Raw genomic sequence first — 14,342 nt, forward strand, 5'->3', positions numbered from 1 at the left:
GCGGTCGCAGGTGCACAGTAGGTTAAAGTCAGTTTTAACAGGCAAAGCACGGTGACAAAGGCAACCTCTCCTCCCGAAATACGTACTATTCACACATAACCAAAAGATTCTACATCCATGCAAAAGTTATTTCTCTTCCTCTGTCTCGCTTCTATGCTTGCAGTTACAAGTTGCTCCAAGAAAACAACCGCAGGTGCGGTTGCGGGCGGAACCGATTATGCGGCCCTGGCTGCCAGCTACAAACAAAACCCCGACGCACTCCGCCAAATGGTAGAAAACTGCGAAGCGAACGAAGCAGCGCTAGTTGCTGCCCGCCAGGACATCAGTCGCCTGCAAAACCAAAGCAGTACGACCAGTCAGGACGTTACAGCACTGCGAACTAATCTTTCCAACGCACAAATGGAGAACGATCAGCTTCGTCAGCAACTCGCTCAGGCGCAGGCTGCTGCTGCCAACGCAACCAGCGACCGCCTGGACACAGACCAGCAAACGATCGTGGCCGGAGTTATCTTCCAGGTTCAACTGGGAGCTTACGCACAGAATACTGTCAATTCCGACCTGTCCACCGGAGATGCGCTGGAACTGCAGGAACAAAACGGTGTGCAAAAAGTAGTCGTGAGCCAATTCCGGACCTACGCCAGTGCCGCTACACTTCGTGACCGGCTGAAGCAAATGGGCGTTAACGGAGCCTTCGTGGTCGCTAAAAACAACGGCGTTCGGATTACCGTGCCGGAAGCACTGAAAATGACGGGGCAGGGGTAATTGCAGCCGTCAGGATGTTACAACCGGAGATTCCGAAAAGTCTCCGTGTCATACGATGGGTTGACCCAAATGCCGAAGGCACGGGTCAGCCCATTGTGTTTGAAGAAGGTGGTTCAGATGCATTGATATTAGCCGCACATTGTATAGAGTAATTTATTTTAAAACAATAAGTAGTATCAATAAATTTTTCTATCTTCGCCACTGCGGTTGCGCCGGGAATAGAAACCTCTCTCTGCTCTCTTGAGAGTTTGACTTTGCACCTGCGCCCGCGCCGCCGCTTGCTCCTTGACTAAGGGGGAGAGTGAGATGTATTCCGGCTCGGGATATTAAGTATGACATACAGCAGAGCAAATAACAGCTACGAAAAGATACCGAAACATGAGTGATAAGGCCCAGGAGCCCCAGGGGGAACACGCCTCCGACAACGAAGAACAAATCACTACCCTCAAGGGAATGTATGAGGATTACTTCCTCGATTACGCCAGTTATGTTATTCTGGAGCGGGCTGTGCCTACCATAGAGGATGGCCTGAAGCCGGTACAACGCCGAATTCTGCACGCGCTCAACGAGATGCACGACGGTCGTTACCACAAAGTTGCCAACGTGATTGGCCAGACGATGCAGTACCACCCCCACGGTGATGCTGCTATCGGTGATGCCCTCGTAAACATGGGCCAGAAAGACCTGATGATCGATCCGCAGGGAAACTGGGGTAATACCCTCACCGGAGATTCTGCGGCTGCCAGCCGCTACATCGAGGCCCGGCTTACCAAGTTTGCGACCGAGGTGATCTTCAATCCCCAAACCACCGAGTGGCAGGTGAGCTACGATGGCCGCAAGAAGGAACCCGTTAACCTGCCCGCTAAGTTCCCCCTCGTACTTGCCCAGGGAGCGGAAGGTATTGCCGTTGGTTTGAGCACCAAAATTATGCCGCACAACTTCATCGAGTTGTGTAAGGAAAGCATCAAAATACTGCAGGGAAAAAAACCGAAAATTTATCCGGACTTCCCCACCGGCGGAAGCATCGATGTATCGGATTACCAGTGGGGAAAACGTGGTGGAAAGATCAAGATCAGAGCAAAGATCGAGAAGATCGATAACCACTTTGTCGCCATCCGTGAGTTGCCTTATGGTATGACGACAAGCAGCCTCATCGACAGTATCCTCAAGGCGGTCGATAAAGGCAAAATCCGCATCAAAAAAGTTCAGGACAACACCGCGGCGGAGGTGGAAATTCTGATTGAACTTGCCTCCGGTATCAGTCCGGACGTAACGATCGACGCGCTCTACGCTTTCACGAATTGCGAACTTTCCGTTTCTCCCAATGCCTGTGTCATCATTGGAGGGGATAAGCCTCACTTCATTTCAGTACTCGACATTCTCGAGCACACTACGCACCAGACGAAGGCGCTGCTGAAGATGGAGTTGTTGATCAAGCAGAAGGAACTGGAGGAAAAACTCCACTTCGCCAGCCTTGAAAAAATATTCATTCAGGAACGCATCTACCGTGATATCGAGGAAGCCGAAGACTTCCCCGAAGTGATCGACATCATCCGTGCTGGTCTGGAAAAGTATTTCCGGGAACCACTGGATAAACCGAAAGCCGGAGATAAACGCATTCTTTTACTGCGTGCTATCTCAGAAGAGGACATTGTACGGCTCACAGAAATCCGGATCAAGCGGATCTCGAAGTACAATAAATTCAAGGCCGATGAGCGGATGGCGGCCCTCGAGGAAGAACTCAGGCAGGTTAAACACGATCTGGAGCACCTCACCGAATACGCCATTGCCTGGTACGAAATGCTGTTGAGCAAATACGGCAAAGGGCGGGAGCGAAAAACAACTTTCGACAGTTTCGAAAAAGTGAAAGTAGCTATCGTTGCGGCCAACAACGCCAAACTGTACGTTGACCGGAAGGAAGGCTTTGTGGGAACCGGATTGAAGAAGGAAGAATTCGTAAAGGAATGCTCGGATTTAGATGACATCATCGTCGTGCTGAAAGACGGAACAATGATGGTTACCCGGGTAGACGACAAGACCTTTGTCGGCAAAAATATCATTCACGTCGATGTCTGGCGTAAAGGTGATGAACGGACGACGTATAACATGATCTACCTGGACGGAAAAACAGGACGGGCAATGGGTAAGCGGTTCAACGTGAAAGCCATCACCCGCGACCGTGCCTACCAGTTACACAAGGGAGCAAAAGGATCGAAGCTTCTTTACTTCAGCGCAAACCCCAACGGAGAAGCAGAAATCGTCAATATTCTCCTGAGCCCGGCATCCAAGGCCAGGGTAAAGGATTTCGACTTCGACTTTGCCGAGCTGGCGATTAAAGGACGGGCCTCCGGGGGAAACATTGTAACCCGCTATCCCGTCCGTAAAGTAACCATGAAGGAAGCTGGCAAGAGTACGCTCGGGGCCCTGAAGGTATGGATGGACGAAGTGAGCGGTCGCCTCAATCTCGAGGAAAGAGGCTTGCTCCTGGGCGGCTTCGATACCGGAGACAAGTTGCTTGTCCTTAACTACGATGGCACCTACGAACTGGAAGAACTCGACATGACCCGTCGCTACGATCCCAAACAGGTATTCTACATCGGCAAGTACTACGACGACATGATCGTGAGCGCGGTGTATTACGAAGGAGAGCGCGGTTACACGCTGGTAAAACGCTTTGAAATAGAAACCAGTGCCACCGGACAGAAATTCAACTTCATCACGGATCACCGGCAATCAAAACTATACCTGGCGACCGTGCACCCGAAACCGGAAGCGGAGATTTCCTTCAGGGTGAAGCGGGAGACCCAGAAGAAAATAGTTCAGCTCGCGGACTTTATCGACGTTAAAGGCTGGAAGTCGTTGGGCAACAAACTCCACGATGGTAAGCTCACCGCTGTGAAGGAACTCAACGAAGCTTACGTACCGCCGGTAGAAGAAGCCGAGGTTAAGGCTGCTCCTAAAAAGAGGCCAATGGATACTCCCGGAATCAAACCGGGTGATACGATTGAGTTGGAATTCTAGTCGGTTCAGATCACGAAAAGAAAGCGCGCGCTCGGATGTTACCGGGCGCGCGCTTTGCTTTTGGCGTCAGAATTTGCGAAGATGATTATACCGCAACATCGTGTTCACGGAGAGCAGAGTTCAGGCTGGTCTTTTTGTCGGTACTCTCTTTACGCTGTCCGATGATGAGGGCACAGGGAACCTGGTACTCGCCGGCGGGGAATTGCTTGGCGTAAGTACCCGGAATGACGACCGAACGTGGCGGTACGTAACCTTTGTGAGTGACCGGCTCGCTACCGGTAACATCGATGATGTGGGTGCTCTTGGTAAGAACAACGTTGGCCCCCAGTACCGCCTCTTTGCCGACGCGGACGCCTTCAACAACGATACAACGTGACCCGATAAAACAGTCGTCTTCGATGATGGTTGGGGTAGCTTGCAGCGGTTCGAGGACGCCCCCGATACCTACGCCGCCGCTAAGGTGAACGTTGCGCCCGATTTGTCCGCAACTGCCAACAGTAGCCCAGGTGTCAACCATGGTGCCGCTGCCGACCCAGGCTCCGATATTAACGTAGCTGGGCATCATGATCACACCTTTTTCAAGGTACGCACCGTAGCGGGCGATGGCGTGGGGGACAACCCGTACGCCCTGAGCGGCGTAATCCTTCTTAAGCGCCATCTTGTCGTGGAACTCAAAGGGGCCTACTTCGATAGTTTCCATCTGGCGGATGGGGAAGTAGAGTACTACCGCTTTTTTTACCCACTCGTTGGCCTGCCAGCCGTCGGCTACGGGCTCCGCTACGCGGAGACGGCCTTTGTCGAGTTCTTCGATAACGGCATTGATGGCCTCTTGTGTCTTCGCTTCTTTCAGTAGCTCGCGCTGGTCCCAGGCGGCTTCGATGATTGCTCTTGCGTCTTGCATAATATCTTGTTTTTTGAGACGGCAAAGATGGGGAATTTCGGGCGACTGAGAGGAAACCTTCAGGCTGTTGTTTTACGGCCTGAAGGGAACGGGCTATTCGTTAAAGCGCTGCTTTACTGATGTATGGCAGTGCGGTGCCTTGGTGGCGTCGGCTAAACCCGTACCTTAGCAGTCCTCTGTTTTTCTTACTTATCCCATCCCGATGATTATTAACCGTCCTGTTACAGGCTGGCTCTTCCTTGTGTTTCTTACGGTCAGCCTTTTGGCCGGAGGAGATTCTTTTGGTCAGACCCCTCAGCAGTTGGAAGATCAGGGGAAGTATGATGAGGCCGCGCAAGCATTCGTTGCGGCCGGAGGGAGAATGAATTACTTCCGGGCCGGAGAAGCATGGTATGAGCCAGACAGCCTCCTGAAGGCAGCGGCGGCTTTCCTTAATGCAACGCAAGGAGAAAACGGTGCCTTGGTTGAAGACAGCCTTACGGGACTGGCCCTCCATAAAACAGGTCTGTGCTTTTATCGTCTTGAAGACGATGAGCAGGCGATCAAATATTACCGACAGGCCGTACAAATCCGCGATAAAATTTTTCCCGGGCCGCACAACGACCGGGCAAAGAGCCGGAAAAACCTGGCAACCTCAATGCGATTTCTGGGCAACCTCGATTCTGCCGCGGTTCTCACCCGCGAAGCTATCGCTATTTACGAGCACCTGCCCAGTCCTGATACCACCAACTGGCTAAGGGGGCTGAACGAACTTGGAGACATTTCACTTGAGTTGCAAGACATGCAGGTTGCGCTTAGCTCCTTCCTGGCTGCCCGTCCTCTGGTAACAAAGGTGTCGGCCGAGGATGCCTTCAATTACTACTATCTGGGCGCACGCATTTACCTCGGGTTTGAGGATTTTGACGTCGCGATCAGGCACGCGCAGCGTGCCGTTGCACTGGCAGAACAAGAAGAGGAGCCTTACTGGCTGGCGGATGTCCTCACCGTCCTGGCGGGGGGGCAAAGACAAAGCAAGCGGCCGGAAGCTGCCAAACGATCTTACCTGCAAGCCGCGGAAATCCTGGAAGGAGACCCGTACGAAACAGAATCGCTGCGGCTGGTATACCTCAACCTGGCGAGCCTTTTGGGTGGCGCAGAACACGAAAAAGAAGCGCTGCGCTATCTTGAACTCGCCAACACCGGTTACGCTGAGGATCCCACACTTTTGCTTCTGGAGGTTACAAAGCGTAAGGGGATTGTTCAGATTGACGCAGGGAAGCCTGAAGAGGCTTTGGTTACCTACGAGGAAGGGCTGCTGAAGCTCGGAGGTAAACGGGGGGGACCCGGGAACCTGGTACAGATTTCACCAGACAGCATATCACCAATTTACTACGAAGAGGTGGCTCAGTTACTGGGGGATCAGGCACTGGCCCTTACCCATGTCGGCAGATTTGAAGACGCACTCAGCTCGTATGATGCCTATTTTAATTGGCTCGATATCCTGCGGAACAGGGTGAATTCCGACGCCAGTCGTCGCTTCCTGAGCCAGAACCTCCGGCCGGTCTTCGACCGGGCCATCGGAGTGTTGATAGACCGGTTTTTAAACGAAAGTAATGATGAGGATTACCTCTGGCGCGCCCTGGCCCTGAGTGAACGCGCTAAGGCCTATAGCCTTCTGACCAGCATTCAGCGGGACCGGAGAAACATGCCAAAACGGGAAAGCGAATTGCGCGCGCGGATCGCTACGCTGGAGCGCAGCGCCTCAAAACCAGCACCGCTGGAGGCCGCAAGGTTGGAACTGGACCGCTTACTGCAACAACGAAAAACGGAACTGCCAGAGACCGAAGATTTTACCTTCCGGGAAGACGACTTACTGGAAATGCTGCGCGGGCGGGGCAGCGACCTGATGGCTTTTCATCTGGGGGCGGAAAGGGGACACCTGTTCGTCGTGAATCACCGCACTGGCGGAATCGGCTACGCTTCCATCGAAGGGGTAGACAGTCTCACAACTGAAGTAGAAGCCTGGCGGGAAGCAATCGATGCCAGCGCGTATCAACGCAAAAGCCTGCGCCCGGAAGCCGAGCAGGCTGCTCTCGACGAAGCGTTCCAGAACGAAGGGCTTGCCCTCGTCAGCCGCTTGTTTTACGGGAAGCATCGCTACAGTACGATTCCCGCCGGAAACGTGCTGATCGTACCCGATGGAGCGTTATGTTTTTTACCTTTCAGTTGCCTGCCGGTAACACCAGCGAAGCCTCCGCTTAACTATGGTGCCTACCATTACTTCGCCAAAGATCGCAATGTTTCTTACGCTTACTCCACAAGTGTTCTACTGGCGCAAAGCAAGGTGAAAGCCATTGACTACGATAATAACCTGCTTGCCTTTGCCCCCTCCTTCGGCGGAGATGCCGGATCAGGAAAAAGAGCCATCAGGCAAACCGATCTGCGTGCCCTGAAAGGACTGGAGCCACTGCAGCACAATCGGGAGGAGGTAGAATCCATCAGCACTTTCGTGCCAGGCAGCCTGTCGTTTTACGGCGTTGAGGCCAGTCGCAAGCGCTTTCTGGAGACTGCGGGCTCGGCCCGCATTGTCCACCTGTCCAGCCACGGAACGGTAAATGCCGCCGACCCCCGCCTGAGCTTTATCGCCTTTTCACAGCTCGGAGACAGCCTTGAATTGGAGGAGTTGCTGTACTTCAACGACCTTTCTTCGGTCGCTATGGAGGCCGAACTGGTGGTGCTTTCCGCCTGCGAAACCAGCCTGGGTGAATATGTGCCGGGCGAGACCGCCCTCAGCTTGGCCAGCGCATTTACGGCCTCCGGTGCCCGGAGCACCCTTACTACCCTTTGGGCTGTCGATGATGCGGCCACGAAGGAGTTAATGGTCAATTTTTACCACCACCTTACTGCTGGGAATAGCCGGGCCGAAGCGCTGGCTATTGCCCAGCGTACGCACCGGGAAGGAGAAGACTACGCCCACCCTTATTACTGGTCTGCAATGACGCTGTACGGTGCCGGAGGACCGGTCATATTGAAAGCCAGGTCTCCTTTTCCCTGGATGATCGCCGCCGGAGGGGGCGTCCTTGTAGCTTTGCTTTCGGTGTTTTTCTTGCGCGGTAACAGAAAAAAGAGGTGACGACGGGCCAAACCCGCATGACGGACCAGAGGTTATAGTAATCAAAAGCCCATGCCAAGTATCCCGTATTACCACGTCTACACCGATGAGGATGGCGTAAGCCGTCAGAAACTGCGTCACCTCACAGACTTTGAAGAAGAATCCATGGGAGGGGATTCCGGTAGTCAGTGGAACAATAAGCTCATGAAAGGAGCAACGCAGATTATCTTCAGCGAACTGCCCGCCGATTTCGATGGCGACTGGCATGAAAATCCTCAGCCCCAGTGGATCGTACCGCTCTCCGGAGGTTGGTGGGTGGAAACGATGGATGGCGAACGCGTGGAAATGCGAACGGGTGACCTCTCCTTCGGAGCCGACCAGGGAACCAACGGGGAAAAAGGACACCGCTCAGGAGTACTCGACGGAAAACCCTGCCAAATGATGATCATACAGGTTACCGACAATGAGCAACTCAAAGGCGGTAAAGTCGCACCGGACGAATTGTAAGCCACGTCGTTTCAGGGGGTGACCCGGACCCCGCCGGCATAGATTAACAGTCTCTTATACATCCTTTGGCTCGTTGCTACGTTCTTATCTTTGCTAAACCAAACCACTACGTTATGCGCGCCTTACTTCTTTTTAGTGCTCTTTTCATTTTCTCGGGTTCTGCCATTCAGGCACAGGATACCAACCTTTGGAAGACACTTTCTAAGATTACCTACGAGAAAAAATTCGATGAACTGCTCGGTTTTAAAGTCGACGTACCCGTTTTCGGAGATGATATCAAAGCACTGGAAGGCGAAATCGTGGAAGTAAGTGGCTACATCGTTCCGGTGGAGGGCTACAAAAGCCACACCGAGTTTGTGTTCAGTGCCTACCCTTACAACATGTGCTTCTTTTGCGGAGGTGCGGGTCCCGAAACGGTAATGGAGGTAACCAGCAAAGAGCCCGTGAAATACAGCACCGACCGGGTTAAGCTCCGTGGTAAACTCTTGCTGAACAGCGATGACATCAACCGCCTGATGTACGTATTAGTCGACGCTGAATTGGTGAAAGGAGGAATGGACGGGAAATAGATTGAATCGTTGGCGGGTGGCAAACCAGCTGTGTCCCTCAGTACCCGGAATGTCAACGAACTGAGCTGTCAATGAATAAGTTTATTCAGCGAATCAATACGGGCGCAACCGCAGGTGCAAAGAAGGTCTCTTTGGAAGCAGGGAACCATTACCTTTGTCCCTCCGGACCCATAAAAAACAAACTGATCCCGTGCGTATAATCCATTCACCTTTCCTTGCCTTCCTGATCGTACTTGCCGGTATGCTGGCGTTCTCTTCCTGTGGAGACGATGCCAAAGACCCTGCTAATTCAACCACCACCGCACCTGCGGCCCCGCCAAAAAGAGAAGTGGATCCTAACGCAAAACCCGTCCCCCGCTTTGATGCAGACAGCGCTTATGCTTACGTCGCGAAGCAAGTCTCCTTCGGCCCCCGGGTTATGAACACCCCCGCTCACGATGCTGCCGGAGAATGGCTTTCGTCAAAGCTGAACTCCCTCGGCGCCGAAGTAGAGGAGCAAGAGTTTACGGCTATGGCCTATGATGGTACGCCGCTGAAAGGCACCAACATTATTGGTCGTTACAATCCGGAAATGGAGTATCGTATCGCGCTTGCCGCACACTGGGATACGCGCCATGTAGCGGATAGCGATAAAGAAACCGATCCTGCCGCAGTAGTGGAAGGGGCCGATGACGGCGCCAGTGGGGTGGGCGTCCTGCTTGAAATAGCCCGCCAACTTGGCCAGTCAACCCCTGGTGTGGGCGTGGATATCATTTTCTTCGACGCCGAGGACTACGGAGAACCTAATAACTCCGACAGCTACGGGTTAGGATCACAGTATTATGCTAAAAACCTCAAAGACCCTAAACCAACCTACGGTATCCTGCTGGATATGGTTGGTGCCAAGAACGCCCGCTTCTCTAAGGAAGGATACTCTGTCCGCGAGGCTCCGGTTTTGGTAGAAAAAGTATGGCGTCTGGCCAAGGGGCTTCCGATGTCGAATGCTTATTTCCTAGATAAAAATGTCGGGTACATAACCGATGATCACTTCTTCGTGATGCGGGATGGCGGAGTTCCCATGATAGATATTATCAACTTTGGCGACGAAGGCTTCGGAGACCATTGGCACACCGGCAACGACGGTATGAACATCATCGACAAGAACACCCTCCGCGCCGTAGGCCAGGTGGTCGCCGCCGTGGTGTACCGGGATGCAGCCGGAACGTTCTAGTTTGTTGGATCGTTGGTTCGTTAGAGTTTGACGCCTAAACGTAACAATGCTCCAAATTACCGAAGACCAACGCTCTAACGAATCAACCCCTCCAACGAACCAAATTACCAACCATACCTTTGTACGATGGACATCCTCATCACCATAGCACTCGTTTACCTCGCTTACCGAGGATACCAGTGGTATAACAACATCCAGAATCAGGTGAACGGAGCCGACCGGCCCCGGGAAGTGAACGAGGAAGACCTTGCCGCCAATCCGCCGCCGCAGCCCGGCAGCGAAGACGACTACATCGACTACGAAGAAATCAATTAATTGCACTTTGTGACCTCGTTAGGCCTGTTAAATGGCTTTAACGCATCGCAACTTAAGTTCAGCAAACTCCGGTATAAGCCAGAGGATATTACGCAGCATATACATCAACTTACTATGGCGGATCCCACCCGTTTCAACGGTCGCATCAGCGACTGGATCCTGCATAAGGATAACCAACTCATCGTTTTCAATAAGCCAGCCGGGCTGAGTGTTCAGCCCGATAAAACAGGTGATCCCAGCTTGCTGGGGATGGGCGCAGCCTACGTCCGCCACGACCTTTACCTGATCCACCGGCTCGATCGTCCGGTTTCCGGTGTAGTTGTGATGGGCCAGAAGCCATCGGCTCAAACTGCCCTGACAAAACAGCTCCAGGCCGGAACCATCGGTAAGCACTACCTGGCCATCGTGGCCAATCGTCCCGAGAAGGATGAGGATACGCTGAAGCACTACCTCAAAAATGCTGCCGGCAATCGCTCTGCGATCGATGAAAACCCCAGCCCCGGCTCCAAACTGGCTGAGCTGAGCTACAAATACATCGGTTCCAGCGATCGTTACCACCTGCTGGCGGTAAGCCTCAAAACCGGACGAAAGCACCAGATCCGTTGCCAGCTGGCAGCCATCGGCTGCCCGTTAAGAGGAGACACCAAGTATGGCTTCAAGCGTGCAAACCCCGACAACAATATAGATCTGCACAGCTACAAAGTCGCCTATGATCACCCCGTTACCGGAGAGCGTACAGAGCACGTTGCACCGCTGCCCGAAGGAGCAGTATGGGATGCCTTTCGGGAAATGGTATAGCCCTGAACGGATATTCCGAATCATAAGCCTGCTCCCAGCCGGAACAAACAAACCGTACCTTCGCCGTTCAAACGAATTCCATAATGACCGCCGACCTGATCTTCGAGCACTTCCCTCATCTGACCGACAAACAAAAAGAGCAGTTCAATGCGCTTGATGCGTTGTACCGCGACTGGAACGCAAAAATTAATGTCATCAGCCGTAAGGACATTGATAACCTCTACGTAAACCATGTTCTCCACAGTCTGGCAATCGCTAAAGTGGTAAACTTTCTCCCCGGTGCGCGTATTCTCGATCTCGGGTGTGGCGGAGGCTTTCCCGGTATCCCGTTGGCTATTTTGTTTCCGGAAACAGAGTTTCATCTGGTAGATGGGATCGCGAAGAAAATCCGCGTCTGCAACGAAGTGATCGAGGGCATTGGCCTCACAAACTGCAAAGCGGAACAGAAGCGGGCTGAAGAGATTAAAAAGCCGGTCTATGACTTCGTCGTTACCCGCGCTGTTGCGAAGATGGAAAAGCTTGCGGAATGGAGCATGCGCCTGATCACCAAGAAGCAACGCCATGCCCTGCCGAACGGAATTCTTGCCCTCAAGGGCATTGGCCTGGAGGAAGAGATGGCTGCCTTCCCCAAAGGAGCAGTAGAAGAGTTTCCGATTGCTAAAATGTTTCCCGGTCATCCCTTTTACGAAGTAAAAGCGGTGGTTTACCTGCAATATTAGGAGCCGCAAAACGGGAGGTTTTCCAAAGAACCTTACGACAAGTCGTATCCACTCCGTGCAGCAGCGCAGTTCGGTTCTGACTGCGTTGCTCAAATCTTCATTTAGCTAAGGCTAAAGTCCGGTTTGAGCACCTTGATAGCCCCAAAATTTACGAGTGCGCTACTACCAGTTTGAGGGCTGACAGACCACTAGGCCAGTTTGCCGGGGGTAAATAAAAAAAGCATTCAGTGTGCAGGCTGCCATTAGGAGGCAGGCCCGAACGCTGAATACTTTTTCGTTGTCTGGTGAGAAATAAATAACCTGGGCGAGCAGGTTTTCTGTTATTCCTCTTCCGGCTTGGTTTTCTTTTTAGCCTTGGGGGCCGGCTTGTCTTCCGGGGCGGGCTGAGGATTAGCAGCGGCTTCGGCAGCAAGGCGTTCTTTTTCCTCTTCTTTCCGTTTTTGGATTTTGTTGAGAAGAATCGCGGCCTTGATCATGAAGTCGTCGTGGCGTTCGGTGTACTCGTTGAACACCATCATCAGGCGGGCAGCATCGAAGGCTGCCGTGCCGGGGATGATCTGGCGGGCAGCGATGGGGTGAAGCCAGTACTCGAGGTTGTTGGAGCGCAGGTAAGACTGATCGGTGTGGAAGTCGATCACCGTCGCCAGTTTGTTGAGACTGAACAGGTAGTCGGTTTCCCGGTTCAGGTCTTTCTGGATGTCAATGATGTTGACATAGTCGAAATTAACACCCGAACGCTCACAGAGGAAAATGTCGCGGCGGCCGTCGAATACGATGAGGTCGTCGAAGCGGTATTTGCGAAGGTTTTTCAGCAGGAAGTTCCGTACCGCCATTTTGGTAGAGCGGAGGTTACGGAAGGCATACTGTAGTTCTTCTTCTTCAAGGCGGAAGTCTTCTTCGTAGCGGAAACGGCGGTTGGTACGCATATTGAGTACCTCACGTACCCGACGGGTAGTGTGGCCCAGTTCGTCGGTTTCGGCGTATACATCGACGATGTCTACGTTGGCCTGGTTGATCCAGCTTTCGAGGAATATCTTGTTTGACCCCCGCTCAAAGACGAGGAGGGCGATTTCACTAATCGCGTAGAAGTTGGGGTAGCCTCCGTAGATGTTCCCATACTTCAGTTCTAGAAAGGCAATGTTCTCGTTCACGGTTTGAGGTTAATTTCAGTTTTTGTTCCCGGTAATCTTCAGAAAACTTAAATAAGGGCTTTAAAGCTGCAAAAGAATAACTACTCGTATTTCAGTCAGGGATGTTATTCGTTTCAAAGCCTTGTTAATAGCACAAGGTAGGTATTCAGTCGTTAAGTAAAGGTCTTTACCCCCGTCAAAGGTTGAACCTACGGCCATAATTCGGCTTTAAAACGGCCGTTGCGGTAAATTTCTTCACCGTCAGCGTAAATTATGCCTCCGTTTTTCATGTCGGCAATCATATCCCAGTGTACGGTGCTTTCGTTCTTGCCGCCGGCAAGTGCATAGCTCTGGCCGATGGCCATGTGAACTGAGCCGCCGATTTTTTCGTCGAAAAGTATGTTTTTGCTGAACCGGTCGATGGTGTAGTTGGTGCCTACAGCGGCTTCGCCAAAACGACGCGTTCCGGGAATTTCAAAGGTCTCGTCCAGTACCTCCTGTCCGCTTTCGGCTTCCCATTTTATTATCTCACCATCTTTTACCGTTAGTGTAACCCCCTGAACTGTCTTTCCGTTGCGGATAGCCGGATAATCAAAGTAGATATACCCGTTGGCAGATTCTTCTTCCGGGCTGGTGTATACCTCGCCGCTGGGCATATTGGTTTGCCCGTCGGAGTTGATCCAGGTCCGGCCGTTGGTGGTGAAGGTAATGTCCGTTCGGTCGTTGACGTAACGGAAGGTGGTACAGCTGTTCATATGGTCTACCACCGCCTGTTGCGTTTTACGAACTTCCAGCCACGCTGCGCGTGGATCTGTTTGGTCGATCTTTGTGGCCTGAGCAACAAAGGCTGTGTACTCTTCGAGGCTCATTTCGGCTTCTTCGGCGAGGGCCGGGCACGGGAAGACACAAAGGCTGCGCTTCAGCCGGCGATCGGCCGTGCGCTCGAAGTAGGTTTTGAGGATGGGCGCCATCGCTTCGCGGTTGGCTTCACGGAGAGCAGGAGCCGGTGGCTCCTCGCGTAAACTGAAGGGCGCACGAATATTGATGTAAGCTTCGAACTCTTCGATTGCCGTTTTATAAAGGGTCGGGATATAGGCAAACTGTTCGGGGCTGCCGTAGTCGCGCATCGCGGCACCGGATCCCTCAACCGAAAGGCTGTACTCGAGGTGGCCGCCGACCTTGAGAACCTCTTTCTTGATCTCGGTAATCAGTGGAGCTGCCAGCACGGTGGAGTTCACAAAAAGTCGCTCTCCGGCCTGGAGGCTGACGCAGTAATTCACCAGCAGGTGAGCGTAGGAGTTTAATTGCTTTGGGGTCAT

General features: G+C 52.7%; 12 protein-coding genes. 9 read left to right on the forward strand and 3 right to left on the reverse strand.

Going from position 1 to position 14,342, the window contains the following annotated elements; genetic code table 11:
• The first annotated feature begins 117 nt into the window (after positions 1 to 117).
• Entirely contained in the window at positions 118 to 762 is a 645-nt protein-coding gene (locus FUA23_RS09985; RefSeq protein WP_147930599.1) for a hypothetical protein, read from the forward strand.
• A gap of 378 nt (positions 763 to 1,140) precedes the next feature.
• Entirely contained in the window at positions 1,141 to 3,783 is a 2,643-nt protein-coding gene (locus FUA23_RS09990) for a DNA gyrase/topoisomerase IV subunit A (RefSeq protein ID WP_147930600.1), read from the forward strand.
• Positions 3,784 to 3,868: 85 nt separating this feature from the next.
• On the opposite strand, the gene FUA23_RS09995 is transcribed toward FUA23_RS09990, so the two are convergent.
• A complete protein-coding gene (locus FUA23_RS09995) occupies positions 3,869 to 4,684 on the reverse strand; it encodes a 2,3,4,5-tetrahydropyridine-2,6-dicarboxylate N-succinyltransferase (RefSeq protein ID WP_147930601.1) in 816 nt (271 codons plus the stop codon).
• Between the two features lie 202 nt (positions 4,685 to 4,886).
• Between FUA23_RS09995 and FUA23_RS10000 the strand changes: the two genes are divergently transcribed.
• The 7 genes from FUA23_RS10000 (at position 4,887) to rsmG (ending at position 11,893) form a co-directional block, all read left to right on the forward strand.
• Positions 4,887 to 7,796, forward strand: coding sequence for a CHAT domain-containing protein (locus FUA23_RS10000; RefSeq protein WP_147930602.1), 2,910 nt, complete (start codon positions 4,887 to 4,889; stop codon positions 7,794 to 7,796).
• A gap of 51 nt (positions 7,797 to 7,847) precedes the next feature.
• On the forward strand, positions 7,848 to 8,282 hold the full coding sequence (locus tag FUA23_RS10005; protein WP_147930603.1) for a cupin domain-containing protein: 435 nt from the start codon (positions 7,848 to 7,850) through the stop codon (positions 8,280 to 8,282).
• A 113-nt stretch (positions 8,283 to 8,395) separates the two neighbouring features.
• Entirely contained in the window at positions 8,396 to 8,851 is a 456-nt protein-coding gene (locus FUA23_RS10010; RefSeq protein WP_147930604.1) for a hypothetical protein, read from the forward strand.
• A 190-nt stretch (positions 8,852 to 9,041) separates the two neighbouring features.
• On the forward strand, positions 9,042 to 10,061 hold the full coding sequence (locus tag FUA23_RS10015) for a M28 family peptidase (protein WP_246144141.1): 1,020 nt from the start codon (positions 9,042 to 9,044) through the stop codon (positions 10,059 to 10,061).
• Between the two features lie 126 nt (positions 10,062 to 10,187).
• Positions 10,188 to 10,376 (forward strand): hypothetical protein, encoded by a 189-nt coding sequence (locus FUA23_RS10020; RefSeq protein WP_147930605.1) that lies wholly within the window; start codon positions 10,188 to 10,190, stop codon positions 10,374 to 10,376.
• Between the two features lie 114 nt (positions 10,377 to 10,490).
• Positions 10,491 to 11,174 (forward strand): RluA family pseudouridine synthase, encoded by a 684-nt coding sequence (locus FUA23_RS10025; protein ID WP_147930606.1) that lies wholly within the window; start codon positions 10,491 to 10,493, stop codon positions 11,172 to 11,174.
• An 83-nt stretch (positions 11,175 to 11,257) separates the two neighbouring features.
• Complete coding sequence (gene rsmG / locus FUA23_RS10030) at positions 11,258 to 11,893, forward strand: 16S rRNA (guanine(527)-N(7))-methyltransferase RsmG (RefSeq protein WP_147930607.1); 636 nt, start codon at positions 11,258 to 11,260, stop codon at positions 11,891 to 11,893.
• Between the two features lie 320 nt (positions 11,894 to 12,213).
• On the opposite strand, the gene FUA23_RS10035 is transcribed toward rsmG, so the two are convergent.
• Together FUA23_RS10035 and FUA23_RS10040 are read right to left on the reverse strand one after the other, a co-directional pair.
• Positions 12,214 to 13,044: a hypothetical protein gene (locus tag FUA23_RS10035; RefSeq protein ID WP_147930608.1), complete on the reverse strand. Its 831-nt coding sequence runs from the start codon at positions 13,042 to 13,044 to the stop codon at positions 12,214 to 12,216.
• A 188-nt stretch (positions 13,045 to 13,232) separates the two neighbouring features.
• Positions 13,233 to 14,342, reverse strand: coding sequence for an aminopeptidase (locus tag FUA23_RS10040; RefSeq protein ID WP_147930609.1), 1,110 nt, complete (start codon positions 14,340 to 14,342; stop codon positions 13,233 to 13,235).

The organism is Neolewinella aurantiaca (assembly GCF_008014675.1).
In the GTDB taxonomy this organism is placed as follows: domain Bacteria; phylum Bacteroidota; class Bacteroidia; order Chitinophagales; family Saprospiraceae; genus Neolewinella; species Neolewinella aurantiaca.

What these genes read in the sequence shown, in the direction of transcription:
- FUA23_RS09990 (WP_147930600.1), top strand. Translation starts at nt 1,141, where the DNA reads ATGAGTGATAAGGCCCAGGAGCCCCAGGGGGAACACGCCTCCGACAAC.
- FUA23_RS09985 (WP_147930599.1), top strand. Translation starts at nt 118, where the DNA reads ATGCAAAAGTTATTTCTCTTCCTCTGTCTCGCTTCTATGCTTGCAGTT.
- FUA23_RS09995 (WP_147930601.1), bottom strand. Translation starts at nt 4,684, where the DNA reads ATGCAAGACGCAAGAGCAATCATCGAAGCCGCCTGGGACCAGCGCGAG.
- FUA23_RS10010 (WP_147930604.1), top strand. Translation starts at nt 8,396, where the DNA reads ATGCGCGCCTTACTTCTTTTTAGTGCTCTTTTCATTTTCTCGGGTTCT.
- rsmG (WP_147930607.1), top strand. Translation starts at nt 11,258, where the DNA reads ATGACCGCCGACCTGATCTTCGAGCACTTCCCTCATCTGACCGACAAA.
- FUA23_RS10000 (WP_147930602.1), top strand. Translation starts at nt 4,887, where the DNA reads ATGATTATTAACCGTCCTGTTACAGGCTGGCTCTTCCTTGTGTTTCTT.
- FUA23_RS10020 (WP_147930605.1), top strand. Translation starts at nt 10,188, where the DNA reads ATGGACATCCTCATCACCATAGCACTCGTTTACCTCGCTTACCGAGGA.
- FUA23_RS10025 (WP_147930606.1), top strand. Translation starts at nt 10,491, where the DNA reads ATGGCGGATCCCACCCGTTTCAACGGTCGCATCAGCGACTGGATCCTG.
- FUA23_RS10040 (WP_147930609.1), bottom strand. Translation starts at nt 14,342, where the DNA reads ATGACCCCAAAGCAATTAAACTCCTACGCTCACCTGCTGGTGAATTAC.
- FUA23_RS10005 (WP_147930603.1), top strand. Translation starts at nt 7,848, where the DNA reads ATGCCAAGTATCCCGTATTACCACGTCTACACCGATGAGGATGGCGTA.